At 70.2% G+C, this 24,835-nt stretch carries 30 protein-coding genes; 24 read left to right on the forward strand and 6 right to left on the reverse strand.

Features of this window, described 5'->3' with window-relative positions:
* Position 1 precedes the first annotated feature (1 nt).
* Positions 2–748, forward strand: a complete 747-nt coding sequence (locus tag KM842_RS02200) for a cytochrome c biogenesis CcdA family protein (RefSeq protein WP_216260537.1) — start codon at positions 2–4, stop codon at positions 746–748.
* Positions 732–2,501, forward strand: coding sequence for a cytochrome c biogenesis protein ResB (resB, locus tag KM842_RS02205; RefSeq protein WP_216260538.1), 1,770 nt, complete (start codon positions 732–734; stop codon positions 2,499–2,501). The genes KM842_RS02200 and resB overlap by 17 nt, the downstream gene beginning before the upstream one ends.
* On the opposite strand, the gene KM842_RS02210 is transcribed toward resB, so the two are convergent.
* Positions 2,476–3,612: a tyrosine-type recombinase/integrase gene (locus KM842_RS02210; RefSeq protein ID WP_253206211.1), complete on the reverse strand. Its 1,137-nt coding sequence runs from the start codon at positions 3,610–3,612 to the stop codon at positions 2,476–2,478. The genes resB and KM842_RS02210 overlap by 26 nt on opposite strands.
* 2 nt (positions 3,613–3,614) lie before the next feature.
* Positions 3,615–4,157 (reverse strand): helix-turn-helix domain-containing protein, encoded by a 543-nt coding sequence (locus KM842_RS02215; protein WP_216260541.1) that lies wholly within the window; start codon positions 4,155–4,157, stop codon positions 3,615–3,617.
* Between the two features lie 119 nt (positions 4,158–4,276).
* On the opposite strand from KM842_RS02215, the gene KM842_RS02220 reads away from it, so the two are divergent.
* The 10 genes from KM842_RS02220 to KM842_RS02265 all read left to right on the forward strand — a co-directional run bounded on the left by KM842_RS02220 (position 4,277) and on the right by KM842_RS02265 (position 9,753).
* Positions 4,277–4,459, forward strand: a complete 183-nt coding sequence (locus KM842_RS02220) for a helix-turn-helix domain-containing protein (RefSeq protein ID WP_216260543.1) — start codon at positions 4,277–4,279, stop codon at positions 4,457–4,459.
* Complete coding sequence (locus KM842_RS02225; RefSeq protein ID WP_216260546.1) at positions 4,459–4,908, forward strand: hypothetical protein; 450 nt, start codon at positions 4,459–4,461, stop codon at positions 4,906–4,908. Before KM842_RS02220 ends, KM842_RS02225 begins: the two co-directional genes overlap by 1 nt.
* A 303-nt stretch (positions 4,909–5,211) precedes the next feature.
* Positions 5,212–5,517, forward strand: coding sequence for a helix-turn-helix domain-containing protein (locus KM842_RS02230; RefSeq protein ID WP_216260549.1), 306 nt, complete (start codon positions 5,212–5,214; stop codon positions 5,515–5,517).
* Between the two features lie 238 nt (positions 5,518–5,755).
* Complete coding sequence (locus tag KM842_RS02235) at positions 5,756–5,935, forward strand: hypothetical protein (protein WP_216260551.1); 180 nt, start codon at positions 5,756–5,758, stop codon at positions 5,933–5,935.
* 2 nt (positions 5,936–5,937) lie between these two features.
* Positions 5,938–6,384, forward strand: a complete 447-nt coding sequence (locus tag KM842_RS02240; RefSeq protein ID WP_216260553.1) for a hypothetical protein — start codon at positions 5,938–5,940, stop codon at positions 6,382–6,384.
* Between the two features lie 168 nt (positions 6,385–6,552).
* Entirely contained in the window at positions 6,553–7,401 is an 849-nt protein-coding gene (locus tag KM842_RS02245; protein ID WP_216260554.1) for a phage major capsid protein, read from the forward strand.
* A 298-nt stretch (positions 7,402–7,699) separates the two neighbouring features.
* A complete protein-coding gene (locus KM842_RS02250) occupies positions 7,700–8,344 on the forward strand; it encodes a hypothetical protein (protein ID WP_216260556.1) in 645 nt (214 codons plus the stop codon).
* Between the two features lie 198 nt (positions 8,345–8,542).
* Positions 8,543–8,959, forward strand: a complete 417-nt coding sequence (locus KM842_RS02255) for a hypothetical protein (RefSeq protein WP_216260558.1) — start codon at positions 8,543–8,545, stop codon at positions 8,957–8,959.
* Positions 8,956–9,306, forward strand: a complete 351-nt coding sequence (locus KM842_RS02260) for a hypothetical protein (protein WP_216260560.1) — start codon at positions 8,956–8,958, stop codon at positions 9,304–9,306. The genes KM842_RS02255 and KM842_RS02260 overlap by 4 nt, the downstream gene beginning before the upstream one ends.
* 9 nt (positions 9,307–9,315) lie before the next feature.
* The gene (locus KM842_RS02265; RefSeq protein WP_216260562.1) at positions 9,316–9,753 is read left to right on the forward strand and encodes a DUF6941 family protein; all 438 of its coding nucleotides are present in this window, start codon (positions 9,316–9,318) and stop codon (positions 9,751–9,753) included.
* A gap of 146 nt (positions 9,754–9,899) precedes the next feature.
* On the opposite strand, the gene KM842_RS02270 is transcribed toward KM842_RS02265, so the two are convergent.
* On the reverse strand, positions 9,900–10,241 hold the full coding sequence (locus tag KM842_RS02270; RefSeq protein ID WP_216260564.1) for a hypothetical protein: 342 nt from the start codon (positions 10,239–10,241) through the stop codon (positions 9,900–9,902).
* A gap of 128 nt (positions 10,242–10,369) precedes the next feature.
* Between KM842_RS02270 and KM842_RS02275 the strand changes: the two genes are divergently transcribed.
* From KM842_RS02275 to ccsB, 3 genes are all read left to right on the forward strand, one after another.
* Complete coding sequence (locus tag KM842_RS02275; RefSeq protein WP_216260566.1) at positions 10,370–10,546, forward strand: hypothetical protein; 177 nt, start codon at positions 10,370–10,372, stop codon at positions 10,544–10,546.
* A 3-nt stretch (positions 10,547–10,549) separates the two neighbouring features.
* The gene (locus KM842_RS02280) at positions 10,550–10,990 is read left to right on the forward strand and encodes a hypothetical protein (protein ID WP_216260568.1); all 441 of its coding nucleotides are present in this window, start codon (positions 10,550–10,552) and stop codon (positions 10,988–10,990) included.
* A gap of 584 nt (positions 10,991–11,574) precedes the next feature.
* A complete protein-coding gene (gene ccsB / locus KM842_RS02285; RefSeq protein ID WP_253206212.1) occupies positions 11,575–12,567 on the forward strand; it encodes a c-type cytochrome biogenesis protein CcsB in 993 nt (330 codons plus the stop codon).
* A gap of 166 nt (positions 12,568–12,733) precedes the next feature.
* On the opposite strand, the gene KM842_RS02290 is transcribed toward ccsB, so the two are convergent.
* Positions 12,734–13,756, reverse strand: a complete 1,023-nt coding sequence (locus tag KM842_RS02290) for an o-succinylbenzoate synthase (protein WP_301183824.1) — start codon at positions 13,754–13,756, stop codon at positions 12,734–12,736.
* Between the two features lie 158 nt (positions 13,757–13,914).
* Between KM842_RS02290 and KM842_RS02295 the strand changes: the two genes are divergently transcribed.
* The 4 genes from KM842_RS02295 (at position 13,915) to KM842_RS02310 (ending at position 17,480) form a co-directional block, all read left to right on the forward strand.
* A complete protein-coding gene (locus KM842_RS02295) occupies positions 13,915–14,289 on the forward strand; it encodes a hypothetical protein (protein ID WP_216260577.1) in 375 nt (124 codons plus the stop codon).
* 20 nt (positions 14,290–14,309) lie between these two features.
* Positions 14,310–15,239 carry a 1,4-dihydroxy-2-naphthoyl-CoA synthase gene (locus KM842_RS02300; RefSeq protein WP_216260579.1) on the forward strand — a complete coding sequence of 310 codons (930 nt, stop codon included), beginning with the start codon at positions 14,310–14,312 and terminating at the stop codon, positions 15,237–15,239.
* A complete protein-coding gene (locus tag KM842_RS02305; protein ID WP_216260581.1) occupies positions 15,239–16,375 on the forward strand; it encodes an AMP-binding protein in 1,137 nt (378 codons plus the stop codon). The genes KM842_RS02300 and KM842_RS02305 overlap by 1 nt, the downstream gene beginning before the upstream one ends.
* Positions 16,376–16,451: 76 nt before the next feature.
* A complete protein-coding gene (locus KM842_RS02310) occupies positions 16,452–17,480 on the forward strand; it encodes a 1,4-dihydroxy-2-naphthoate polyprenyltransferase (RefSeq protein WP_216260583.1) in 1,029 nt (342 codons plus the stop codon).
* A gap of 34 nt (positions 17,481–17,514) precedes the next feature.
* Here the strand turns inward: KM842_RS02310 and KM842_RS02315 are convergent, their stop codons facing one another.
* Positions 17,515–17,802, reverse strand: a complete 288-nt coding sequence (locus tag KM842_RS02315) for a DUF4229 domain-containing protein (RefSeq protein ID WP_216260585.1) — start codon at positions 17,800–17,802, stop codon at positions 17,515–17,517.
* Positions 17,803–17,884: 82 nt separating this feature from the next.
* On the opposite strand from KM842_RS02315, the gene KM842_RS02320 reads away from it, so the two are divergent.
* Positions 17,885–18,256 (forward strand): PLDc N-terminal domain-containing protein, encoded by a 372-nt coding sequence (locus KM842_RS02320; protein ID WP_216260588.1) that lies wholly within the window; start codon positions 17,885–17,887, stop codon positions 18,254–18,256.
* Between the two features lie 91 nt (positions 18,257–18,347).
* A complete protein-coding gene (gene menD / locus KM842_RS02325) occupies positions 18,348–20,099 on the forward strand; it encodes a 2-succinyl-5-enolpyruvyl-6-hydroxy-3-cyclohexene-1-carboxylic-acid synthase (protein ID WP_253206213.1) in 1,752 nt (583 codons plus the stop codon).
* A 63-nt stretch (positions 20,100–20,162) separates the two neighbouring features.
* On the opposite strand, the gene KM842_RS02330 is transcribed toward menD, so the two are convergent.
* Positions 20,163–21,422 carry an isochorismate synthase gene (locus KM842_RS02330; RefSeq protein ID WP_216260592.1) on the reverse strand — a complete coding sequence of 420 codons (1,260 nt, stop codon included), beginning with the start codon at positions 21,420–21,422 and terminating at the stop codon, positions 20,163–20,165.
* Between the two features lie 91 nt (positions 21,423–21,513).
* Here KM842_RS02330 and KM842_RS02335 point away from each other — a divergent pair, with 91 nt between their 5' ends.
* The 3 genes from KM842_RS02335 to KM842_RS02345 are packed head-to-tail and all read left to right on the forward strand — an operon-like array spanning position 21,514 to position 24,833.
* Positions 21,514–22,308 (forward strand): demethylmenaquinone methyltransferase, encoded by a 795-nt coding sequence (locus tag KM842_RS02335; protein ID WP_216260594.1) that lies wholly within the window; start codon positions 21,514–21,516, stop codon positions 22,306–22,308.
* 46 nt (positions 22,309–22,354) lie between these two features.
* Positions 22,355–23,431, forward strand: coding sequence for a polyprenyl synthetase family protein (locus KM842_RS02340; RefSeq protein ID WP_216260595.1), 1,077 nt, complete (start codon positions 22,355–22,357; stop codon positions 23,429–23,431).
* Positions 23,432–23,456: 25 nt separating this feature from the next.
* A complete protein-coding gene (locus KM842_RS02345; RefSeq protein ID WP_216260597.1) occupies positions 23,457–24,833 on the forward strand; it encodes an FAD-dependent oxidoreductase in 1,377 nt (458 codons plus the stop codon).
* The last annotated feature ends 2 nt before the right edge of the window (positions 24,834–24,835 follow it).

Below are 24,835 nucleotides of genomic sequence, written 5' to 3' on the forward strand. Positions count from 1 at the left end.
GGTGTCCAGCGGCAACCCCTTCGCTGACGCGATCTTCAGCGGACAGCTGCTCGTCGGCCTCCCCGTCGCGGCCCTGGCCGGACTGGTGTCGTTCCTGTCGCCGTGCGTGCTGCCCCTCGTGCCGGGCTACCTCGGCTACGTGAGCGGCATCGCCGACGGCAGCCGGCACTCCCGCGGGCGTGTGCTCCTCGGCGTGCTGCTGTTCGTGCTCGGCTTCACGGTGGTCTTCGTCCTCGGCTCCGCGGCCGCGGGCGCCGTCGGCTTCTGGCTCGTGCGCTGGCGGGACCTCATCGTGCAGCTCATGGGCGTCGTGGTCATCGCGATGGGCCTCGTCTTCATCGGCCGGTTCACCTTCCTGCAGCGGACCGTGAAGTCGACGTTCACGCCGCGGACCGGGCTGCTCGGGGCACCGTTGCTCGGCATCGTGTTCGCCCTCGGCTGGACCCCGTGCATCGGCCCCACACTGGCGGCCATCAACCTCATCAGCTTCCAGTCCGGCAGCGCCTGGCAGGGCGTCGTGCTCGGCATCGCGTACTGCCTCGGCCTCGGCGTGCCCTTCCTGCTCGTCGCCCTCGGCGCGGGGTGGGCCTCGAACGCGATCGGTGTCGTCAAGCGGCACATGCGCACCGTCAACATCATCGGAGGAGCGATCCTGATCGTCATCGGTCTGCTCATGGTCACCGGTATCTGGTCGGCCGTCATGTCGAGCGTCGGGGCGGTGATCCAGAGCTATGTCCCCGCAGTCTGATCCCGACGAGGTCGACCGGACCGACGACGCCGGCACCGGCGCGGACCGGACCTCGGACCCGCAGAGGCCGTCCGACCACGTCGACGGCACCCCGGTCGCCGCGTCCGACCGTGCCGACGGCATCACGCAGCCGAAGCTCGGTGTCGTCGGGTGCCTCCGGTTCGCCTGGCGCCAGCTCACGAGCATGCGGACCGCGCTCTTCCTGCTCATGCTCCTCGCCCTCGCGGCGATCCCGGGGTCGCTCGTGCCGCAGCGGCAGGCGGACCCGAACGGCGTCGTCCAGTACAAGAACGACCACCCGGCGCTCTTCCCGGTCCTCGACAAGCTGCAGGTCTTCGACACGTACACCTCGGTGTGGTTCTCGGCGATCTACCTCCTGCTCTTCGTCTCGCTCATCGGCTGCATCGTGCCGCGGACCCGCCACCACTGGCAGGCCCTCCGCACCCGTCCGCCGCGGACCCCGGCACGACTCGGCCGGCTCGCCGGCTTCCGCTCCGTCGCGGTGACACCGGAGACGGTGACCGGCGGCGCGACCGCGACCGGCGGGTCGGACGCGACCGCGGGCCTCCCGTCCGTCGACCACGCGGTCACGACCGCGATGACGCAGCTGAAGAAGGCCGGGTACCGCGTCGAGCGGTTCGGCGACTCCGTCAGCGCCGAGCGCGGGTACCTGCGCGAGACCGGCAACCTGGTGTTCCACGGGGCGCTCGTCGGTGTGCTGGTCGCCGTCGGCCTGGGCGGCGGGTTCAGCTACACCGGCCAGCGCCTGCTCGTCGAGGGCCAGACGTTCACCAACGTCATCGGCGCGTACGACTCCTTCAACCCCGGCCGCTGGTCCTCGCAGGCGGACCTGCAGGGCTACAACCTGACGCTCGACGACTTCACGACGAAGTACGAGGAGCGCAACCTCGACGCCCTCGGACAGGCCACCGACTACTCGGCGACCGTCACCGCCCGGACGCGTGACGGGGCCGAGAAGACGAGCCGCCTCGGCGTCAACGAGCCGCTCGCGATCGGCGGGACGAACGTCTACCTGCTCGGCAACGGCTACGCGATGCAGGTCACCGTGCGCGACGGCGAGGGCGACGTGGCGTTCAAGGACGTCGTGCCCTTCCTGCCCGAGGACGCCAACTACACGTCCACGGGCGTCATCAAGGTGCCGGACGCCGTCCCCGACCAGCTCGGGATGATCGGCTTCTTCTACCCGACCGCCGTCAAGCAGGCCTCCGGAGCGAACGCCGGTGCGTTCGCGTCGTCCTACCCGGACACCGAGAACCCGGTGCTGTCGCTGCAGGTCTACACGGGCGACCTCGGCCTCGACGACGGCGTCCCGCAGAGCGTCTACCAGCTGTCCACGAAGGGCATGCAGCAGATCGCCGGCCGCCAGTCGCCTGACCCGAGCATCACCATGAAGCCCGGGCAGACGAAGCAGCTGCCGGACGGCGCGGGCTCGATCACCTTCGACGGCGTGAAGCGGTACGTCTCGCTCGACGTGCACCACGACCCCTCGCAGGGCTGGGTCGCCGCGTTCGCGATCCTGTCCGTGCTCGGCCTGCTCACGTCCCTGTTCGTCCCGCGCCGCCGCGTCTGGGTGAAGGCCGTCCGCCGCAGCGGGGCCGAGCACGGGGAGTACGACCTCGAGTACGCGGGCCTCGCGCGCGGCGAGGACCCGAACCTGGAACGTGCGGTGGCGGACATCGCCCGACGGCACATGTCGGACCTCGGAGTTAGGATCGAAGTCCGAGGCGAGTAGTGTCCGCGCGGAAATCAGCTGTTTCGGGCCTGCTGGTCCGCGAGGAGTCCGCAGCAACGCGGGAAGACCGCATCAGGTCCGCAGCAGCGGTCCGGGTGCGGTCTTCTGCTGTTCCCCAGAGGTGGCTGTACGTGTTGAGCGTCGTCGTCGCCTTCGCGTGCCCGAGGGCACGTTGCACCGTGACCACGTCGGCTCCGTGCGCGATCAGGCCTGAGGCGAAGTAGTGACGCAGATCGTGGGGTGTGAATCCGCTGACACCGGCGCGCTCGAGCGTTCGCGTGAAGTGCCACCGCAGGGAGTCCGGGTTCGGCGGTCGCCCCGGCAGGAGCCAGCAGTCGTCGCCGTGGACGCCGATGTCCGCGACGTGCTTCGACAGCAGGGCCACGAGGTCGTCAGGCAGGTATACCGGGCGCTCACTGCCGTGCTTCGGAGGGATGACGGACAAGGTGCCCGGCTCCTTCTGCACTTGCCGGGTGACGTGCAGCGTGCGCTTGAGGAACTCGACGTCGCTCACCTGCACGCCGGCGACCTCGCCGATACGGAGGCCGGCGAAGGCTGCGAGCGCGACGAAGGGCCTGAACCAGTCCTCGGCGGCATCCATGATCGCCCCGACCTGCTCAGGCGACGGGATCACCATTGCGACCTCGGCGCGACGTGTGCGGGGGAGACGGACACCCATCGAGGGGTCGACGGTCAGGATTCGGTCCGCCATCGCTGCACGGATCACCGTGCGGACGTTGCCCATGCGGGTCTTGATTGTCCCCGGCGCGAGGCGCGCCTGCATGTACTTCACCCACGACTCCACGTGGCTGCGCCGGAGCTTGCCCGTCTCGATCGCAGCGAACGTGCAGTCGTTCATGGTGATGTCGTACGAGTCACGCGTCGACGACGCCCAGATCTGCCTGGGAGCCCAGTCGTCGTAGAACGCGCGCAGAGTCGTGCGTGCAGTCCTCGGGTCCACATAGTTACCGGTGATGATGGCGCTCGCCGTGGTGTCGAGCCAGTCCTGCGCGTCCCGCTTCCGGTCGAAGTGCTTCGCGTGCTCCCTTCCGGCGTCGTCGCGGTACCGCGCCCGCCACTTGCCGTTCGGCCGCTGCTTGATGCTGGACATGGCTACTCGTCCACCGTCCACTTGATCTCTTCGAGGCCGTCGAGCATCGCCTGCGCGTAGGGGCCGCGGTGCTCCTGTGCCCTCAGTTTGAGCAGCACGTCGGTCTGTTCGTCGCGGATCAGTTCGACGGGCACGACGCCGAGTTCATAGCGGATGCGCTTCCCGAGTTCGCCGGCGTCGAGAGCTGTCGAATCCCTACGAACCAGCGCGTCTGCCTCAGTGGCCAGCCGCCGCTGCAATCGCAGCACCTCCGCGGCCTGCGCCTCCATCTGGGCCTGCGCAGCGGCGAGCTGCTTCATGACCTCGAATACCCGCTCCTGTACGTCTGTGACAGTGAAGGTGTGGATGCTCAGCACCTCAAGGATCTCGGCGAGCGAGTTCGCCTCGCTGAGGCGCAAGGGACGCTCTCCGCGCTCGACGTTCCACACGGTCGCCTGTGACCACCTGTGACCGCGTTCGCGCATAGCAACGGCGAGCTCCTTCTGCGACCTCGAACCTCGCGCTCGAGCTACGTTCCGACCGATCTGGGCGTCATCAATCTCCACGGGACTTGACCATACTCCAAAGGTAGTCGGAGTCAACTCTCGTGTGTCGTAGTTGACCACGACTACGATCGCGTGCATGCTGTCGATACGAAGTCGTCCGTGACAACGAAAGGACCACTATGCAGAAGCTGCTGACCATCGTCGAGGCGGCACCGCTCGTGCGGAAGACCGAGGCTGCCATGCGGTGGTGGCTCGCGCAGAAGGACTGCCCGGTGAAGGCCGCGAAGATCGGCGGCCGAGTGTTCGTCCGAGAGACCGACATCGAGACGTACATCGAGGCGCAGTTCGCGGAGGCATCTTGATGACCCGCACCGCAACGAGAAACGCCCCCGAAGCCGGCCAGGGCTTCGAGGGCAACGACCAGAACACCTACAAGGGAGAACCGATCGCCATGAAGACTACTGCGCCCAGAGTCGCACACGCCCCCGACAATGAGGAACTCGCCAGTTCAAGGGACAGCGCGCTCGTCCCTTGCGTCGACGAGTCGTGCGCCTACTTCCACCAGGGCCACTATGCGGACGCCTCGGAACCGCTGTTCGTCCACCGCTTCGTCTCCGTCCGCGAGGAGGGGTTCCGCGTCTCGGTCGAGCGCTTCTCCACGGACGACAACTGGGACCTCTCGATCAACGTCCTGGACGAGGACCTGACCCCACAGCGCGCACGGCTGCTTGCTCGAGCGCTCGTCCGATGCTCCGATATCACCGAGTCGCTCAACGCCGAACGTCACCACAACGCCGAGGTCGCCTGCTAGTGGACGAGTCCACGTACGAGCGGTGCCGGCAGCGCGGGTGCATCCGGTTCGGCCTCTGGCACACAAGTCGGGAGACGACGCACCGCTTCCGCACTGTTCACACGGCGCTCGCCGCGGTGTCAGTCGAGAAGCGCACCGAGGACGACCCCTGGGCGGTCTGGCTGGTTCGGGGCGACGACGAACCGGTGCAGCTGACTGCACCGCCCGACCCGACCCCTGACGTCGGTCATGAGGACCACATGGAGCTCCGTAGCGCCGTTCTGTACGCCCTGCGCACCGCGGAGAGGTTCAACGGGTAGGCGAGTGAGCTTCAAGGCGATCGAGTGGGCAGTGAAGCAGGAGACGTCACCGACGCAGAAGGCCGTACTCATGATGATCGCGTTCCACTTCAACGACGCCGAGCACTGCTCCTGGCCCTCGCACAGCCTGGTGGCGACGGAGACCAACCTCGGCCGATCAACTGTGATTCGAACTGTCGCCTCGTTGCAGGGCGATCTCGGTCTCATTGAGATCGAAGCGCGCGAGGACCCATCCGGCAGGAAGACCAGCAACCGCTACTACCTGCCTGACTACGACCCTCTGTCGCGCCCCACCTCGACGGCTGCCTGATGGTCCCGGAGCGAGTAGTACCCGGTCCCGGAGCGGGCAGTGATGGTCCCGGAGCGAGTAGTACCCCGTCCCGGAGCGGGCAGTACGACGGTCCCGCTCCGGGACCTGAATAGAAAGAAGAACCGCAAGACGAACCGCAACTTAACCGCAAGTGAAGGCGAGGCGGTCAGTTCGAGCTCATCGGCCTCGCGCTGATCGCGTCCCTCAGCACCACCAACCCGACCAGGAAGGAAGCCACATGCCCAGTGAGATGAGCCACGAACAGTGGGTTGCTCGCACCCGCCGCATCGAACGCATCAACCAGAAGCAACGCGATCTCCTCATGGACCTCCGCGCAGACCTCATGGCGCAGGTCCGTCGACTCGACCGGATCCTCAGCCACTCCACGAGTAAGACACCCGACCGGAAGGACACCTGACCATGACCACCGACGACACCACGCCCAGCGTCGACCAGCAGGGCGCAGCATCACCGGCACCCGCACCGGTACCGGCCAACGAGACGCCGAAGAGCGGCAACGCGGAAGCCGCGAAGTACCGCAACCAGCTCCGCGACGTCACGACGGAACGCGACGCGCTCGCCGCATCCCTCACCGCCGCTAGAAAGACGATGGTCGAGGGCATCGCCGGGAAGAGCCTCGAAAAGCCCGAGTCGCTCTGGGCCTCCGACACCAAGCTCGAGGACCTCCTCGACGAGGACGGCAATGTCGACAGCGAGAAGGTCACCGCGGCCGCCACGAAGGCGGCCGACGAGCTCGGGCTGAGGAAGGCACCGACCGGCCCGATCGTTCGTCGTGCCGGCAATGAACCATCCGTCGGAGCAGGACTCACCGGCGGGGGCTTCGCCGGCGCGTTCGCTCCGCGGTAGAGTGAGTTCGGTTTCGGGTAGACCCAGGCGGTCGCTCCGGAGCCAACGAGCTTGATCCCCAGGTGGGATCTTCGGATGAGGCCAGGTGCCCGCCGAACAGTCAACTGTTCGCGCGGCCCTGGCCTCATCTCGTTGAGGCGGGCCGCCTGAGTCGAAAGACCAACGATCATGTCCCCGAACCCCATCACGACCACCGACTCCGCCAAGGCGTGGTCCCCCGACCTGCAGACTTTCGCCGCCCAGGACGTCATCCCCGAGGCCCTCGTTCTGCAGACCTCTACCGTCGCCGGCAGCATCGAGGGCGACGAGCCCGCGGTCCGCGTCGCCTACGTCGACGACGCCGACGCCCAGTTCACCGCCGAGGGGGCCGACATCCCCGAAGCCGAGCCCACTCTTTCCGAGGTGCTCGTCCACACAGGCAAGGTCACCCTGCTCGTTCGCGTCTCCCGCGAGCAGTACGTGCAGAACGGTACCGCCGACATCCTGTCGGACAGTGCACGCCGGGCCGTCCTCAAGAAGGCCAATGAGGCCTACCTGTCCCAGGTGATCCCCACCCCGCCGGCAGTCACGCCCCCGGGGGGTGTGCTCACCCACCCAGGTATCCAGGACGGCGGCCAGATCGCCACCAACCTCGACGCCCTCGCCGACGCGTTCACCCTCGTCGAAATCGCCGGCGGCAACGTCACGCACCTGCTCGCAGCGCCCGACACGTGGGGTGCGCTCCGGAAGCTCAAGAAGGGCAGCAGCAGCAACGAGAGCCTGCTCGGCGCTGGTACCGACGACGCCGAGAAGCGCATCCTCAACACGCCCGTGTTCACCTCCAACGCTGTCCCGTCGGGCACCCTCGCGCTGCTCGACAAGTCCGCGATCGTCTCCGCAGCAGGCGCAGTGCAGGTCGCAACGTCTGAGCACGCGTACTTCGGAAGCGACAGCATCGCGCTCCGCGTCACGTTCCGGTTCGGGCAGAACCTCGTCCGCCCGAAGCGCATCGCGAAGCTGAGCCTCAAGCTCTCCTGAGCTCCGCGCCAGCCGGCGAAGAGCCGCTCGCTACCCAGGAAGTAGCGAGGCATGCTCGCGCCGGCCGGCGCGGCCTATCGGGCGATAGGGGGGTACCCCCTCCCGCCCCCGGTTTGGCCCTCCCAAGGTCATAGGGCCAATCTCTCCCCGCGATTTTTTCCAACCAAGCCCAGCGGGACGCCTGCGGTCCGCTGCCGACCGAACAGCTGCCGTTACGACCCTCACGTCGTCCCGCGAGGCTCAACCCCACTCATCACCGCTGACGGGAAAAACCGTCACACACCCGACAGGAGCACCTGTGATCATCACCACTGGTAGCGGACAGGAGATCACGATCGACCGACCGCATGGTCGCGAGATCAATCCCGACGTCTGGGCCATGCCCGACGGCGAGCTGAGGCGGGTGCAGAGGCTGGCGCTTGGCTGGCGCATGGACGTCGTCTACTACGACGACAGCGGCATTCGAGCAATCGGCCAGTACCGGCCAGAACACATCGACGGGTCGCCGTTCCCCACAGGGTGGAACTCCTGCACCCCGAGGGCCGAGTGCTACACGGGACCGTCAGGTCACATGCGGGTCACGCGCTACGTCGCAGAACCGCACCCGAGTCCTCTCCCGCAATGCGGGTGCGGGCTCCGTCTGATGGAGCACATCGGCCAGGTGTCGGAACTGGTTCGGGAACGTGGTGACCAGTTCCTCAGCGAGTGGTCGCTGCCGAGCGAGCCCGTCCAGCACGCGTTGTGCATCTCGTCGGTCGTCGGACTCGGCCTCACCTGCAACGGTGAAGAACTCGACCCCGAGGGCACCATCCGCACGCAGTGGCTCGCCTTGGACGACCATCTGCTGTTCGGTCAGCAGGATGCCCACGTTGCCGAGATGTTCCGGCAAACCTCCATGGACGTGCACGTCGTACCTGACCTGGGAGCGCTCCGCGACGTGTGAAGAGCGGCACAACACGGGCACATGCCACTCATCACCGCTGACGGAGAGCACCGTCACACAGCTCGACAGAAGCACCTGTGATCATCATCACTGGTAGCGGACAGGGGATCACGACCGACCGACCGCAGGGCCAACTCATCAGGAGAGCGGCCGGTCGCTCCCCTCTGAGACTTTGCCTCGCTCCGCTACAGTCATCGGGTGCCTACTGAGCAGGATGGATCGGAGATCGTGATTCGGTTCTCCCCCTTCCTCGCTGACCGCCTCCGGGAGAACGCAGAGGACACCTTCGAGGAGGAGCGCGAGCGGGGCGACGCGTCGCCCCGCTATGGTGTCTCAGTCATCGCGGCCACCCCCGAAGACGGGGAGGACGTTTTGGACACTGTCCGTAGGATCGTCGGGAGCACCACGCTCCGAGGTAAGAAGATCGCCGTCCTGACGGGGAATGAACTACGTGCGGCTGGGTTCGAGGTGGTGGCGGATCCGAACGCGAAGGAACCGCTGCACCACCTCGTCGGAGACGACCCGTTTTCAGACCCGCCAAGGGTAGACGAACTAGCATCGCTGCTGGAGGATCGTCGCTTGACGAATCCTGCTTGGAAGGAAGGCTCGAGATGAACCAGGTACGAGTCGAAGTCGACCTGAACTCCGTGCGCACGGACGGAACCACCCGAGTGCGCCTCGCACGGGCGAGCGGTGAGCTTCACCAGGGGCAGATGGTTACGGCTTACGAGAGCGAAGACGGCATCGCCGGCGAGGCCTACGTCCTCCGAGTCGACGCGACCACGGGATACGCCTTCCTGACGATCAATCGTGCATCTCTCCGCGACGACGATGGGTCGGTCGGTACCATCAACTTCTCGCAGAACGCCAATCGAGCCGTCGCGCGCGTGGCGAATCAGCACGCAACCAGCGCGTCGACCGGTGCCACTGTTCGTCGGTCGGCCCTGCGCCGCACCTACTAACCTGTAAGCGTGATCCATCTAGGAGCTGCCCTCCTCTGCGACGCCGCAACCGTCCGAGAGAACCTTCTCCATGTTCTCGGTGGCGGCGTCACCCGCTTGCCGCGACCGGGATTCCCGGCACCCTTAGGGGCAGATATCGCTCTGCTTCTCTATGTGGACGGCGATTCGGGCGTAGAGGTGGCGCACAAGGTGACAGGCGTTTGTCGCCTACAGGGCTCGGACGACGAGCCCGTCTTTGGCTTCGAGTACACCCTACGGACTGTGCTTGGCACCGAAGACGGTGCGCAGTCCGTTTCGGCCATCCTCCCGGCAGCCAACCTCGGTATCCCGAGCGCTGGGGCGTACCAGGTCGAGATTTCGGTGGATGACAAGTCAATCGGTCGGATCCCGTTCACCGCCACGCTGGACGAGAACATGTTCGCTGACCTGGGGGACCTTTCGGGCTGATCCACCGATTGGTTGGGCACCACTTGGCACTCGTGCAGTGACCTTCTCCTGATCCACGCAGAGTGCCGGCCCGGGTACAAGGCAACGGCAAGACCCCCCCCCACAGGCTTCATTCCGAAGAACGTGGGGGTCTTGCCGCTGCGCTGTCAGTCCTCGCGGACGACCTGGAAGTCTTGAGGACGCAAGCCGGCGTCAATGAGACCGTTGGCTGCCCCGTTCGACCGCAGCCGGTAATGACCCGCTATGCCGCATGCCTTCGCAAACTCGTGAACGTCGAAATTCGGGTCTACGGATGCGAGCTGCTGAGCAACGACCCACATGACGTTGAGTACGACGGTCTCGGTCTGCTCCTGCGAAAGCTGTTCGATCGACTTCTTCTTGCGATCCACGTCGCGCTGGTGGCCAGCGCGGTCAGCCCGGAAGGGCGCGTCGGACCAGTCGTGTCCAGCAATTTCGGCAGCGAAGTTCTGAGCTATCTGACTGAGCATGTTGTCCTCCTCAGGACGCTCTACGGGCCCTGCCGACCAGGTCCCATGGCGTGATGATACTGGAAGACACCGACGATCTCGGCGCGTGCATCCTTCCTCGCGTCTCCAGCCGGCGCTAGCCTGCGAGCATGACTTACCTACAAGCGGCTGACCACGCAGACAAAGCAGCAGACCTTGCCGACAAGGCCGGGATGATGCGGAACAACGACGAACCGGATCGTGCTTTCGAGTGTCTGTCGTTCGCTGTCCTGGAGCTGAGCAAGGCAGTCGCGGAGCTGTCGCGCGCTGCGCACCGCGCGAGCTGACCGATGACCTACGCACTCGAGCATGAGAACACCCTCGAGGGCCAGGCCGACGGCCCGTACCGCACTGGCACGTACGCAACTGTCAACGAGGCGAAGCGCGCCGGCGAGCGTCTCGCAGTGAAGGGCGGGGTAGCGAACGTCCTGATCCGCGACCGAGGTGACGTCATCAGCATCCTGGAGGGGAACCTCGTGTCCGAGTTCATCAATGGGATCTGGCATGACGGCGGCATCGTCGACGTCAAGAGCTGGTGGTCGAAGCTCGACGACAGCACTCGAGCATGGCTGCTCGAGCACACGGACGATCAGCTGCCTGACGAAGTTCTCCACGCCGTCATCGCTGCCGGCGGCACCGTACCCGGGACGAAATGGGAACACCAGAACCAGTACGACTTCCGCCTACCCGAGACCACGGTCGCCTGGATCAAGCAGCATCGGCAGCCGTAGCGCCGGGTTGCCGGGTGCGCTTCGGTTCTTCTCCGGCGAAGCCCCTGCGGCGCTTACCGCACCGCAAAACAGCCACCCGCCCCGCCCGTGAGTCGCATGACACTGCCGTTCCCGACAAGCGGGCGAGTCACGGTCTTCCGGCGGCGATCCACGCGACGTATCGGTCTGCCTCTTGATGCTCAATCACGAACTTCGACCTGCCGTTACGGTGGCCCTCGAGCCTCCCCGCCTGGATGTCGTTTCGGACGTACTGTCTCGACATGCCGATCGCGTCTGCAAGGTCGGTGACGTCCCAGAGCATCCTCGTGGGTGCGCTTGATGCGATCAAGGCGCTGGCCAGCAGGGGTGGCCTCCAGCTCCCGCCTCAACGCGCGCTCAAGTTCCTCGCGGATGACGCGCCGGATGATGCTCTCGATGTCCTCGGCCATGTCCCAAACCGTAGGTCAGGTCCGCAGCGAGTCCGCAGAAGCCTCATCAGGGGGCCGCGTCCGACGTGCCGTCACACCATGTCGATGCGCGCAGGATCAATGATCGCATCACCCGCCAGCACCTGGCACTCACGATGAAAGAGTTAGGATCGCCCAGTGAACACGACGACTCTTGCGACCTACTCGGTCGTGCTGACGTACTCCGCGATGGCGGTCTACGTCATCGCGTTCATCTCCTTCGCGCTGGACCTGGCGAAGCGGGCCGGTGACGTCGGGTCCGCCGCGGCCGGCGCCGGTTCGTCCCGGAACGACGCGTCGGCGACCACGGTCGCCACGGTCCAGGGCGGCACGGTCGTCCTCGAACGCGTCGAGCAGCGGAAGGACGACGGCGGTCGGCGCGGCTCGCGGTTCGAGCGCGTCGGCATGGCGATGACGGTCCTCGCGCTCGTCGTCCACATCGGCGCGATCGTCCTCCGTGGCGTCGCGGCCGACCGGGTGCCGTGGGGCAACATGTTCGAGTTCTCGCTCACCGGGACCGGGCTGATCATCGCGGTGTTCCTGCTCGTGCAGTTCTGGCAGGACCTCAAGTTCCTCGGTGTGTTCATCACCGGGCTGACGATCATCCTGCTCGGCATCGCGACCGTGAACTACTACGTGCCGGTCGTCCCGCTGCAGCCCGCGCTCCAGTCGTACTGGCTCGTCATCCACGTGTTCGTCGCCATCGCCGGCACGGGGTTCTTCGCGCTCGGCGCCGGGCTCGCGGTGTCGCAGCTCGTGCAGACGTACCGCGCCGGCCGCCCAGTCTCGCGCCGCCTCCGCTTCATGGAGACGCTGCCCGACGCCGACCGGCTCGAGGTCCTCAGCTACCGCGTGATCCTGGTCGGCTTCGTGCTGTGGACCTTCACGCTCATCGCCGGTGCCGTCTGGGCCGAACGCGCCTGGGGCCGCTACTGGGGGTGGGACACCAAGGAGGTCTGGACCTTCATCATTTGGGTCCTCTACGCCGGGTACATCCACGCACGCGCGACCCGCGGGTGGCGCGGCGCACGGTCATCGTGGCTGGCCCTCATCGGTTTCGCGGCCGTCATGTTCAACTTCTCGGTCGTGAACGTCTTCTTCAAGGGGCTGCACAGCTACTCCGGGCTCTGAACCGACGTGGTCGCGTCCTCGCGGACGTGACCGTCGACGGGAGCACCACCGGACGGACGGGAGGCGCGGCACCGGCTGGTGCCGCGCCTCCCGTCCGTCGCCGGTCGTGCCGGCAGCAGGTGCCCAGCGCAGGCGCGCCGGCCCCGCCCCGTCCAGCCCGTGCGCGCTACCCGGCGGCGAGGAGCGCGTGCACCCGTTGCAGCCGGGCTCTCCACCACGCCGTGCGCTCCGGCGCGGCAGCCCATCGGTCGAGCAGTTCCCCGTCCGGCTCGACCCGGCGCACCGCGACCCGACCGTCCACCGGCAGCAGCGGGTCGGTCGTGACGTCCCCGGCGAACATCGCGGCGGTACCGAGCCCGGCTGCGTAGCCGGGAGCCATCGCCTCCGCGGCGAGGAACGCCCCCATCCCGAGCCCCACCGACGTGTCGAGCGCACTCGAGACGACGCAGGGCAGTCCTGCCTCGGCGACGATACCTCGCGCCGCGGTGACCCCGCCGAGCGGTTGGGCCTTGACGACCAGGACGTCCGCGGCCCCCGCCCGCGCGACGGCGAGCGGGTCCGAGGCCTTGCGGACGCTCTCGTCGGCCGCGATCGGGATGCCCAGTCCGGCCAGGCGGCTCCGCAGCTCGGCGAGGTCGGCGACCGAGGCCACCGGCTGCTCGGCGTACTGCAGGCGGAACGGTGCGAGCCGTCCGAGGGCCGCCTCGGCGTCGTCGAGCGACCAGAGCCCGTTCGCGTCGACGCGCACGGCGGCGTCCTCGCCCATCACCCGGCGGACGGCGGCGACCCGGGCCACGTCGTCGTCGACGCTCGTGCCGGGCTCGGCGACCTTGACCTTGGCGGTGGTGCAGCCGGGGTAGCGGCGGAGCAGGTCGGGGACGTCCTCGGCGGCGATCGCGGGGACGGTGGCGTTGACGGGCACGGAGTCGGCGGCGGGCTCGTGCCGCGTCCACCCGAAGTCCACGGCGGCCCGGAGCCACGCGGCGGCCTCGGCGTCGTCGTACTCCACGAAGGGCGAGAACTCCGTCCAGCCCTCGGGCCCGCGGAGCAGCACCGCCTCGCGCTCGGTGATGCCGCGGAACCGGACGCGCATCGGCAACGCGACGACCCGCGCGGACGCGAGCAGGTCCGTCAGGTCGGGGAGACCGGCAGCGGGCACCGGTGCGGACGGTCGGGACGGCGGGGTCACATCGGGCACCCGGCCATCCTCGCAGGAGCGCCCAGGCCTCCTCACGGTTCCTCCGAGGGGACCGCCAGGGCGGCGCACTAGCATCGCTGCGGTCGGCCGCCGGTCGACGGGTCGGACCGGTCCTCCCGGACCCCGACCGGGATCGACGAGGAGGCTCGGTGGCGACCGACGAGTTCGCACGGCTCATGCGTCAGGGCACCGTCGACGTCCGTCGTCAGCCCGCCGCACAGCGCCGACGGAACCCGGTCACCGGCAAGATCGCCCTCGGGCTCGCCGTGGTCGCCGCAGCGGTCGACGCGAGTGCCTTCGCGGTCTTCATGGGCGGCGACACCACCTTCGCGTTCGGCATCTGCTTCGTGGTCGTGTTCCTGACCCTGGTCGCCGCGGTCCTCGGGTTCATCGCCGCGGTGGGGTCGTTCGGGCGCTGGTACGGCGTCGTCGGCGTGGTGCTCGCCTTCTTCGCGAACCCGGTGATCCTCATCGTGCTGGTCGTCGTCATCGCGCCGGAGCTCCTGTCCGGGATGGGGCAGTAGCGCCGCGGTAGGTTCGGGGCATGCCCTCTGCCGTCTCCGACCTGTTCGACCCCGACGTCTGGACCGCCGCCCCGATCGCCGAGCGGTTCACGGACATCACGTACCACAAGCACGTCTCCGGCGGCATCGTCCGCGTCGCGTTCGACCGTCCCGAGGTCCGCAACGCCTTCCGCCCCCGTACGGTCGACGAGCTGTACCGCGCACTCGACGACGCCCGGCAGGACCCCCGCGTCGGCGTCGTGCTCCTGACGGGCAACGGGCCGAGCCCGAAGGACGGCGGGTGGGCCTTCTGCTCCGGCGGCGACCAGCGCATCCGGGGCCGCAGCGGTTACCAGTACGTCGGTGACGAGGGCGCCCCGCCGGAGGGCGTCGACCCGGCGGCCGCGCAGGCGTCGATGGGTCGCCTGCACATCCTCGAGGTCCAGCGCCTCATCCGCATGATGCCGAAGGTCGTCGTCGCGGTCGTGCCGGGCTGGGCGGCCGGTGGCGGGCACTCGCTGCACGCCGTCTGCGACCTCACGATCGCGAGCGCCGAGCACGGGAAGTTCAAGCAGACCGACGCCGACGTCGGCTCGTTCGACGGCGGGTACGGCAGCGCCTACTACGCCAAGCAGATCGGCCAGAAGCTCGCGCGCGAGGTCTTCTTCCTCGCCGAGGAGTACTCGGCGCAGCGCGCGTACGAGATGGGCGCAGTGAACAAGGTCGTGCCCCACGAGGACCTCGAGCGCGAGGCGATCCGCTGGGGCGAGACGATCCTCGGGAAGTCGCCGACCGCCATCCGGATGCTCAAGTACGCCTTCAACGCCGTCGACGACGGGATGGTCGGACAGCAGGTCTTCGCGGGCGAGGCCACGCGCCTGGCCTACGCGTCCGACGAGGCCGTCGAGGGCCGCGACGCGTTCCTCGAGAAGCGCGCGCCGGAGTGGACGTCCTTCCCCTGGCACTACTGATGTCCCGTCCGCTGGTCGCGACGGGCGCCGCCGACCCGTCGGCGGTGCTGCGCGGCCTGGAGGCTGCCCTCACCGGCGGCCCCGCGCTGCTCCCCGTCGACGAGGACGCCCCGGCGCTCCCGACGGCGGCGCCGGCCCACGTCCCGGACGGGGTCGCGGTGGTCGTCGAGACCAGTGGCTCCACCGGCACCGGCAAGCGGGTCGCCCTGTCCGCGGCGGCGCTCCTGGCCGGCGCGGCCGCGGCCGACGCGGCGCTCGGTGGGCCCGGTGGGTGGGTGCTCGCGCTCCCGACGCACTACATCGCCGGGCTCAACGTGCTGACCCGGTCGATCGCCGCCGGGACGACACCGTCCGTGGTGGCCGCCGGTCACTTCACGGGGGCGGCCTTCGCGGACGCCGCCGACCGGCTCGTCGCCGGCCCGACCGTGCCGCGGCGCTACACGTCGCTCGTGCCGGTGCAGCTGGCGCGGGTGCTCGACGACCCACGCGCCACGGCGGCCCTCGCCGGGTTCGACGCGGTCCTCGTCGGGGGTCAGGCCACCCCCGCGGCCCTGGTCTCCCTGGCGCGGTCGGCGGGCGTCCGGGTCGTCACGACCTACGGCGCGAGCGAGACGAGCGGCGGCTGCGTGTACGACGGCGTCCCGCTCGGCCCCGTGCACGCCGAGGTCGTCGACGGCGAACTGCTCCTGGCCGGTCCGGTGCTCGCCGAGGGGTACCTGGGCGACCCGGACCGCACTGCGGCCACCTTCACCGAGCGTGACGGTCGACGCTGGTACCGGACGGGCGACGCGGCGACCGTCGAGGACGGCCGCGTGCGGGTCTCCGGTCGGCTCGACGACGTGCTCATCTCCGGCGGCGAGAAGGTGCCGCTCGGAGCGGTCGAGCGGCTCGTCCGGGAGCTGCCCGGGCAGGACGGCGCGGTCGTGACCCGTCGCGCGTCGGGGGAGTGGGGCGAGGAGCCCGTCGTCGTCACCGAGGCGCCGATCGCCCTCGAGGTCGTCCGTGCGCACGTCGGCGCAGCACTCGGTCGTGCCGCGCGCCCGGCCGAGGTGCTCGTGGTCGAGCGCCTGCCGATGCTCGCGTCCGGCAAGCCCGACCGGCGCTCCATCCGGTCGCTGGCCGACCTCACGACCTGACGCGCCCGACGACCTCGGGCACCCGCCCCACGACGACGTCGCCAGGGCCCGTCCGGCGCGGATACGATGGGCGGTCGTGGCAGGAGCGAAGAAGACGACACGTCCCGCGAGCAGGTCCGGCAAGCCGGCGCGGTCCGGCAACCCGGCACGGTCCGGCAACCCGGCGAAGGCGGCGCAGCGGCGTCCGGTGCGACGGGCGACCGCGCGCGAGTGGATCGGCGGCGCACGCCTCCGGACCCTGACGCTCGGCATCGTCCCCGTCGTGCTCGGCACCGGGGTGGCCTACGTCGACAGCCGGCTCCAGGGCACCTTCGGGTCGTTCCTGGCAGCCGACGGGCACCTCGCGATCGCGCTGCTCGCCCTGGCCGTCGCGCTGTTCCTGCAGATCGGCGTGAACTACAGCAACGACTACTCCGACGGGATCCGCGGCACGGACGAGTTCCGCGTCGGTCCGGCCCGTCTCACCGGTGCCGGCACGGCGAAGCCCCGGACCGTCCTCACGGTCGCCCTGACGTTCTTCGGCCTCGCGGCGGTCGCCGGCCTCGTCATCGTGGTGCTCACCCAGCTCTGGTGGCTGCTCCTGGTCGGGGCCGCCGCGATCGTCGCCGCGTGGTTCTACACCGGCGGCCGGAAGCCCTACGGCTACAACGCCCTCGGCGAGGTCTTCGTCTTCGTGTTCTTCGGGCTCGTCGCCGTGCTCGGCACCCAGTACGTCCTCATCCGTCAGGTCACCCTGAGCGGGTGGGCGGCGGCCGTCGCGGCCGGGCTCTTCGCGTGCGCCGTCCTCATGGTCAACAACATCCGCGACATCGACGAGGACACGGCCGCCGGCAAGCGCACCCTCGCCGTCGTCGTGGGACGTCCGGTCGCGCGGGTGCTGTTCGCGCTGTTCCTGCTGCTGCCCTACGTGGTGCTCGTGTGGTTCGTGCTGCTCTACTTCCGCAGCGGGTACACGTACTTCTCGCTGCTGCTCGCGCTGCCGGCGCTGGCGATCGGCGTCTCGTCGTCGAAGCCGCGCGAACTCATCACCGCGCTGCAGCTCTCGTCGTTCTCGGCGCTCGCGTTCGGCGTGGTGCTCACGGCCACGCTCGCCGTCCAGCCCTAGACCCGCACCCCGGCCGCCGCCGGAGCGAGGACCCTCAGCCGAGGTCGGGACGCTTCGGCGCCGGTCCGTCGGAGTCGGCTGCGTCGATGAAGTCGTCCTCGAAGTCGCTGTCGCCGTCGCGGGCGGGACGCCCCCGGCGGTCGGCGATCGAGCTCGTCACGGCGCCACGGAGGCCCGGCAGAGCGATGTACGACACGAGCAGCCCGATCAGCGCCCCGCCGATCGCCGCCCAGTACCACTGCAGGCCGATCAGGAGCAGCACGAGGAGCGCCGCCGCGAAGATGCCGAGCCGGGCGAGGGTGTAGACGAGCCACGCTTTCACCCTGGCAAGTGTACGGACCGCCTCCGGGTCGCAGAGCGCCGGGGCGGAGGGGGGTCCCAGCCTCCCGACCTACACTGCGGAGATGGTCAGGTTGTGGCTCGTCATCGTCGTCGCCGCCGTGGCGTTCACGGTCTACGCGATCATCGACTGCGCCACGATGCCCCGTTCGCGCGTCCGGTCGTTGCGCAAGGGCCTCTGGGTGCCGCTGATCGTCGTGCTCCCTGTCGTTGGCGGTGTGCTGTGGTTCCTGCTGGGCCGGACCCCGGCAGCCGGACCCCGCGGGGACGGGGGCGGTGGCGCCGGGTACCGTGGTCCCGAAGACGACCCGGACTTCCTCGGGGGCAGCACGCCGCCCGGGCGGAAGAGCGATGACAAGGACCAGGACGACGCAACCCTCCGATCCCTCGAAGACCAGTTCCACGACGGCGACGACGACGGCCGCGTCGGACGCTGACGCTCCCGCCGCCGACACGGCTGCGGACCTCGCACCGATCGCCGGCGCAGCACCGACCGGGGCCGTCCCGGCCGGCGACGACGTGTCCCCCGTGGACGAGACCGCGACGGTACCCGGCGCCTCGGGCAGCCCGGCGACCGACTTCGCCCTCGCCGTCCTGCAGGAGCTCGCCCGCGCGGGCGTGACCGACGTGGTCGTCAGCCCGGGGTCCCGGTCGCAGGCCCTCGCCCTCGCCGCCGTCGCCCTCGAACGTGCCGGCGGCATCAGCGTGCACGTGCGGCTCGACGAACGGACCGCCGGGTTCTTCGCGCTCGGCCTCGCGGTCGAGACCGGACGTCCCGCCGCGGTCGTCACGACCTCGGGCACCGCGGTCGCGAACCTGCACCCCGCCGTGCTCGAGGCGCACCACTCCGGCGTGCCGATGGTCGTCGTCTCCGCCGACCGCCCCGTCGAACTGCGGGGCATCGGCAGCAACCAGACCACCGTGCAGCCCGGCATGTTCGGTGCCGCCGTGTCCTTCGTCCGCGACGTCCAGGCGCCCAGCACCGACGGGGTGGACGACGACGCCCGTTCCACCGTCCGGGCGCTCGTGCGGGAGGCCGTCGCCGCCGCCGCCGGACACGCCGGGCAGCCCGGGCCGGTCCAGCTCGACCTCGCCTTCCGCGAACCCCTGTCCGCCGGCCTCGACCGGGTCGCCGGGGTCGCCGACGAGGACGTCGACCACGCCTTCGCCACCCGCCGCCGCACCGCCGCGCTGCCGGTCGCCGAGCTCGCGCCGGACGACGAGCCCGCGACCGTCGTCATCGCCGGACACGACGCCGGGCCGGACGCCGAGCGCGTCGCGTGGGAGCTCGGTGCGCCGCTGCTCGCCGAGGTGTCGAGCGGGGCGCGCTTCGGCCGCAACCTCGTCGCCGCCTACCGCGACCTGCTCCGCGACGAGTCCTTCGGCGGTCGCGTCCGTCGTGCGGTCGTCCTGGGCCACCCCACCCTCAGCCGGGAGGTCCCGGCACTGCTCCAGCGTGCCGACGTCGAGACCGTCGTCGTCCGCGGACCCGGCGCCGACGCGTTCGACCCGGCCCGCGCCTCCCGTCCGTCGTCGGCCACGCAGATCGTGTCGGACGTCCGCGTGACCGGTCGCACGAGCGCGGCCCACCGCGCCTGGGTCGGACGCTGGGTCGCGGCGAGCCGCGCGCTGCTCGGCGGGGGCGACGCCGGACCCGACCTCGACGCCAAGCGCTCGTCGGACCGGGCGGAACGCAACCGGTTCCTCAAGGACGAGGTCGCCCTGCGGCGTCGTCCGGTCGACCGTGCCATGCTCGCCGAGGCCGTCTGGGGCGTCACCTGGCCGCACGACCGCCTGGTCCTCGGCGCCTCGCAGATCATCCGCGTCGCCGACGCGACGGTCCCGGGCAAGAAGATCCCGGTGCACGCCAACCGCGGGCTCGCCGGCATCGACGGCACGATCTCGACCGCCCTCGGGATCGCCACGGCGCTCGAGGCCGGGTCGGGGGCCGTCGGGACGACCCGCGTCGTGGTCGGGGACCTCACGTTCCTGCACGACCTCGGCGGTCTCGTCACCGGCACCGAGGAGCGCCGACCCCGCCTGCAGGTGGTCGTGGGCAACGACTCCGGCGGCGCGATCTTCCGCGGGCTCGAGGTCGCGGCGACCACCGCGCCCGAGGACATGCGCCGGATGATGACCACGCCGCAGCAGGTCGACGTCGAGCGGGTGGTGACCGGTCTGGGCTGGGAGTACCGGCGGGCCGAGACGTGGGGCGACCTCGAGCGGGTCCTGACCGACCCGGCCGAGCGCGTGGTCATCGAGGTGCCGCTGGCGGACTGACCTGCCGGGCGGCCGGACCGCCCGTCCGGCGCGGCGGTACCGGGCGCACCACGCGCCTCCCGGTCAGGCCAGCGCGTCCGTCACCGGCCGGAACTTCAACCGGGTCTCGGCGACCTCGCGTGCCGGGTCCGACCCGGCGACGATCCCCGCTCCCGCCCAGGCGCGCACGGTCCCGTCGTCGGTGATCTGCGCGCTGCGGAGCGCGAGCATCCACTCGCCGTCCCCGGAGGCGCCGAGCCAGCCGACGGGACCGGCGTACCGCCCGCGGTCCACGCCCTCCAACTCGGCGACGAGCCGTACCGCGACGTCGGTCGGGGTGCCGGCGACGGCGGCGGTCGGGTGGAGCGCGTCGGCGACGTCGAGCGCGGTGACGCCGGCCGGCAGGACCGCCTCGACGTCGCTCGCGAGGTGCCAGAGGTTCGGCAGCTGCAGCCGGAACGGCTCGGGGTCGACCCGCAGGTCGGCGGCGATCGGCCGCAGCGACGCGACGAGGCTCGCGATCGCGAAGTCGTGCTCCTGCAGGTCCTTCGTGCTCGCGGCCAGGGTCTCCGCGGCGACGCGGTCGCTCTCCGGGTCGGCCCCGCGGGCGGCGCTGCCGGCGAGCACACGTGCGGTGAGGGTGCGGCCCTCCGTCCGGGCGAGCGTCTCGGGGGTGGCACCGACCAGGCCGTCGACCGCGAAGGTGACGCACGAGGGGTAGGCGGCCGCGAGGTCGAGCAGCACGGCACGTCGGTCGGCGCCGGGCGGGAGGTTGCCGACGAGGTCCCGGGCGAGCACGACCTTCTGCGCCCGTCCCGCCGTGATGGCCTGGACCGCGGCGGCGACGGAGGCCGCGTAGGCGTCCTCGTCGACGGCGCCGGGCCGCAGCGCGACGGAGACGTGCGGGCCGACCCGGGGGACCGGCACCGAGGTGCTCGTGAAGGGGAGCGCTGCCGGGGCGTCGGTGGTGTCGACGGCGGTGATCCACGCCCGACCGCGACGGCGCCCGACGACGACTCGCGGCACGATGAGGACGCTCGTCTCGGCGGAGTCGTCCGCGAACGTGAACGAACCGAACGCCACGAGACCGCTGCCCCGCAGACGGACCGGGTCGTCGACCGTCGCGGCGGCCACGACCTCGCGCCACACGGCGGAGGCCTCCCGCATCCGCTCGGGACCGGTGAACGTGAAGCGCAGGGCCTCGCCGATGCCGACGATCCCGTCGCCGTTCCGGACGAAGGCCAGGGGGTGTTCGGCGAGCGTGTGGCGGAGCACGGCTCCCGGGTCGTCGAGGATCCGGGTCGAGACCGTGAGCGGGGGTGCCGCTGTGGCGGGTCGGGTCACGGACCGATGCTACGCGTCGGGGCGCGCCCGGGGTGCTGCGCTCCTGCACGCCTGCCGGGAAGCGCCGGGTCGTGGCCTCTAGGATGACTGGGTGAGCAGAGCGGACATGCAGAAGCGGCCGGACGAAGTGGCGGCCATGTTCGACGACGTCGCGGCGAAGTACGACCTGACCAACGACATCCTGTCGGCGGGCAACGCTCCGCTGTGGCGCGTCGCGACGGTCAAGGCCGTCGACCCCCAGCCTGGCGAGCGCGTGCTCGACCTCGCCGCGGGGACCGGGACGAGTTCCGCCGCGCTGGCGAAGAAGGGCGCGGAGGTCACCGCCCTCGACCTGTCGTCCGGCATGATCGCGGTCGGCCGTGAGCGTCACCCCGAGATCACGTTCGTCGAGGGCGACGCGGAGCACCTGCCGTTCGAGGACGAGTCCTTCGACGCGGTCACGATCTCGTTCGGGCTGCGCAACGTCAACGACCCGATGCAGGCCCTCACCGAGATGCTGCGCGTCCTGAAGCCCGGTGGCCGCCTGGTCATCTGCGAGTTCTCGACGCCGCCGTTCGCCGCGCTCCGGTTCGGCTACAACACCTACCTCAAGCGGGTCCTGCCGGGCATCGCGAAGCTCTCGAGCAGCAACCCGGCGGCGTACCGCTACCTGGCCGAGTCCATCGAGGCGTGGCCCGACCAGCAGGTGCTCAGCCAGTGGCTGCGCGGCGTGGGCTTCACGATGGTCGCCCACCGCAACCTGACGGCCGGTATCGTCGCTCTGCACCGGGGCCGCAAGCCGGTCGCGGGCAGCGTGCGCGAGTCCGCCGCCCGCCGTGCCAAGGCGCGCCGCGAGCACCAGGCGACGGGGGAGCAGCCCCGCGTCGACCCCGAGACCCAGGCCTAGGCGCCGCCGGCCCACCGCCACCGCCACACCGAGTACGGAGCAGCAGTTGAACCCGAGTGTCCCGGTCGCACGACGCGCACCGAGTCTCCGAGCCTCCCTCGGCATCGGCGAGCGGCTGTTCGCCACCCCCTCGGACCGGCGCTTCATCGCCGCGGTCGACGACGGCCTCGAGCTCGTCGAGCAGGGGCTCGAGGACGCGATGCGCTCCGCCGACACCCTGGCCGACACGACGAGCCGGTACCTGCTCGCGGCGGGCGGCAAGCGGATCCGCCCGACCCTGACGCTGCTCATCGCCCAGCTCGGCGACGGTGTCACCGACCACGTGGTCAAGGCCGCGGTCAGCGTCGAGATGACCCACCTGGCGTCGCTGTACCACGACGACGTCATGGACGAGGCCCCGGTCCGCCGCGGTGTGCCCGCCGCCCACGTGACCTACGGCAACAACATCGCGATCCTCACCGGGGACCTGCTCTTCGCCCGTGCGTCGCTCATCACGGCCGACCTCGGCCCCGAGGGCATCCGGATGCAGGCCGAGACGTTCCAGCGGCTCTGCATGGGGCAGCTGCACGAGACCACCGGCCCGCAGCCCGAGGACGACCCCGTCGAGCACTACATCCAGGTGCTCAGCGACAAGACCGGTTCCCTCATCGCCACCGCCGCCCGCGCCGGTGTGATGTTCTCCGGGGCCGACCGCGCCCTGCTCGACGCCGTCGGCACCTTCGGCGAGAAGGTCGGCGTCGCGTTCCAGCTCGTCGACGACGTCATCGACCTGGCCCCGGCGAAGGACAAGACCGGCAAGATCGCCGGCAACGACCTCCGCGCCGGCGTCGACACGCTGCCGCTGCTCCAGCTCCGCCGCCGTGCCGCCACCGACGACGGTGCCGCGGCGCTGCTCGCCCGCATCGAGCGCGACGTCCGCGACGCCCCGGACGACGCCGTGCACTCGGCCGCGTACCAGAGCGCCGTGGCCGAACTCCACGACCACGAGGCGACCCTCGCCACCCGGGCCCTCGCCGCGAGCTGGGCCCACGAAGCGGTGGCCGCGCTGGCGCCCCTGCCGGACGGCACCGTGAAACGAGCCCTCACCCGGTTCGCGGAGACGGTCGTCGACCGCAGCCGCTGACCTGAACGAAACTGGAGACCGATCAGTGCCCACCCTCCGACTCGCCATCGTCGGCGCCGGTCCGGCCGGCATCTACGCCGCGGACATCCTGCTGCGCGAAGCCCGGGGCTTCGACGTCTCGATCGACCTCTTCGAACAGCTCCCGGCGCCGTACGGCCTGGTCCGGTACGGCGTCGCGCCCGACCACCCGCGCATCAAGGGCATCGTCAACGCGCTCCGCGACGTGCTCGACCGGGGCGACATCCGGATCTTCGGGAACGTCCGCTTCGGCGAGGACATCACGCTCGACGACCTCCGGAAGCACTACAACGCGGTCGTCTTCTCGACGGGTGCGATCAAGGACGCCGACCTGGACATCCCGGGCATCGACCTCGACGGCTCGTACGGCGCGGCCGACTTCGTCAGCTGGTTCGACGGCCACCCGGACGTCCCGCGCACCTGGCCCCTCACGGCCGAGAGCGTCGCGGTCATCGGCAACGGCAACGTCGCCCTCGACGTGTCGCGCATCCTCGCCAAGCACGCCGAGGACCTGCTGCCCACCGAGATCCCGGCGAACGTGTACGAGGGTCTGCAGGCCTCGCCGGTCACCGACGTCCACGTCTTCGGCCGCCGCGGCCCGGCGCAGGTGAAGTTCACCCCGCTCGAGCTGCGCGAACTCGGCGAGCTCCGCGACGTCGACATGGTCGTGTACGACGAGGACTTCGACCACGACGAGGCCTCCAAGCTCGCGATCCAGACCAACAAGCAGGTCACCGTCATCGACCGGGTCCTGCAGCAGTGGCGCACGCGTGAGGTCGGCGCCGCGAGCCGTCGCCTGCACCTGCACTTCTACGCGAAGCCGCTCGAGCTGCTCGGCGACGAGGACGGCAAGGTCCGCGCCATCCGCTACGAGCGCACGCGACCCGACGGTCAGGGCGGCGTCGAGGGCACCGGCGAGGTCCGCGAGGTCCCGATCCAGGCGCTCTACCGCGCGGTGGGCTACGTCGGCTCGCCCCTGCCCGGTGTGCCGTTCGACGAGCGCTACGGCGTCATCCCGAACCACGAGGGCCAGGTCCTCGACGCCGACGCCACGCCGATCCCGGGCGTCTACGCCACCGGGTGGATCAAGCGCGGCCCGGTCGGGCTCATCGGGCACACGAAGTCCGACGCGATGGAGACCGTGCAGCACCTCGTCACCGACCAGGGCAGCTGGTGGACGCCGGAGGACCCTTCGGAAGCCGCTATCCCGGCACTGCTGCGCGAGCGCGGGGTGGAGTACACCGACCTCGCCGGCTGGCACGCGCTCGACGAGCACGAGATGGCCCTCGGCGCGACCGAGGGGCGAGCCCGCATCAAGGTCGTCCCGCGCGACGAGATGATCGACGTGTCCCTCCGCCGCAGCCCCGCCGGCTCGCAGGCCTGAGC

Source organism: Curtobacterium sp. L6-1 (assembly GCF_018885305.1).
GTDB lineage: Bacteria > Actinomycetota > Actinomycetes > Actinomycetales > Microbacteriaceae > Curtobacterium > Curtobacterium aetherium.

Excerpts from the sequence above, each read along its gene's own strand:
- KM842_RS02270 (WP_216260564.1), bottom strand. The coding sequence starts at position 10,241 with ATGCTCAGTCAGATAGCTCAGAACTTCGCTGCCGAAATTGCTGGACAC.
- KM842_RS02210 (WP_253206211.1), bottom strand. The coding sequence starts at position 3,612 with ATGTCCAGCATCAAGCAGCGGCCGAACGGCAAGTGGCGGGCGCGGTAC.
- KM842_RS02235 (WP_216260551.1), top strand. The coding sequence starts at position 5,756 with ATGCCCAGTGAGATGAGCCACGAACAGTGGGTTGCTCGCACCCGCCGC.
- KM842_RS02245 (WP_216260554.1), top strand. The coding sequence starts at position 6,553 with ATGTCCCCGAACCCCATCACGACCACCGACTCCGCCAAGGCGTGGTCC.
- KM842_RS02280 (WP_216260568.1), top strand. The coding sequence starts at position 10,550 with ATGACCTACGCACTCGAGCATGAGAACACCCTCGAGGGCCAGGCCGAC.
- resB (WP_216260538.1), top strand. The coding sequence starts at position 732 with ATGTCCCCGCAGTCTGATCCCGACGAGGTCGACCGGACCGACGACGCC.
- KM842_RS02225 (WP_216260546.1), top strand. The coding sequence starts at position 4,459 with ATGACCCGCACCGCAACGAGAAACGCCCCCGAAGCCGGCCAGGGCTTC.
- KM842_RS02220 (WP_216260543.1), top strand. The coding sequence starts at position 4,277 with ATGCAGAAGCTGCTGACCATCGTCGAGGCGGCACCGCTCGTGCGGAAG.
- KM842_RS02300 (WP_216260579.1), top strand. The coding sequence starts at position 14,310 with ATGCCCTCTGCCGTCTCCGACCTGTTCGACCCCGACGTCTGGACCGCC.
- KM842_RS02240 (WP_216260553.1), top strand. The coding sequence starts at position 5,938 with ATGACCACCGACGACACCACGCCCAGCGTCGACCAGCAGGGCGCAGCA.
- KM842_RS02320 (WP_216260588.1), top strand. The coding sequence starts at position 17,885 with ATGGTCAGGTTGTGGCTCGTCATCGTCGTCGCCGCCGTGGCGTTCACG.
- KM842_RS02305 (WP_216260581.1), top strand. The coding sequence starts at position 15,239 with ATGTCCCGTCCGCTGGTCGCGACGGGCGCCGCCGACCCGTCGGCGGTG.
- KM842_RS02260 (WP_216260560.1), top strand. The coding sequence starts at position 8,956 with ATGAACCAGGTACGAGTCGAAGTCGACCTGAACTCCGTGCGCACGGAC.
- KM842_RS02275 (WP_216260566.1), top strand. The coding sequence starts at position 10,370 with ATGACTTACCTACAAGCGGCTGACCACGCAGACAAAGCAGCAGACCTT.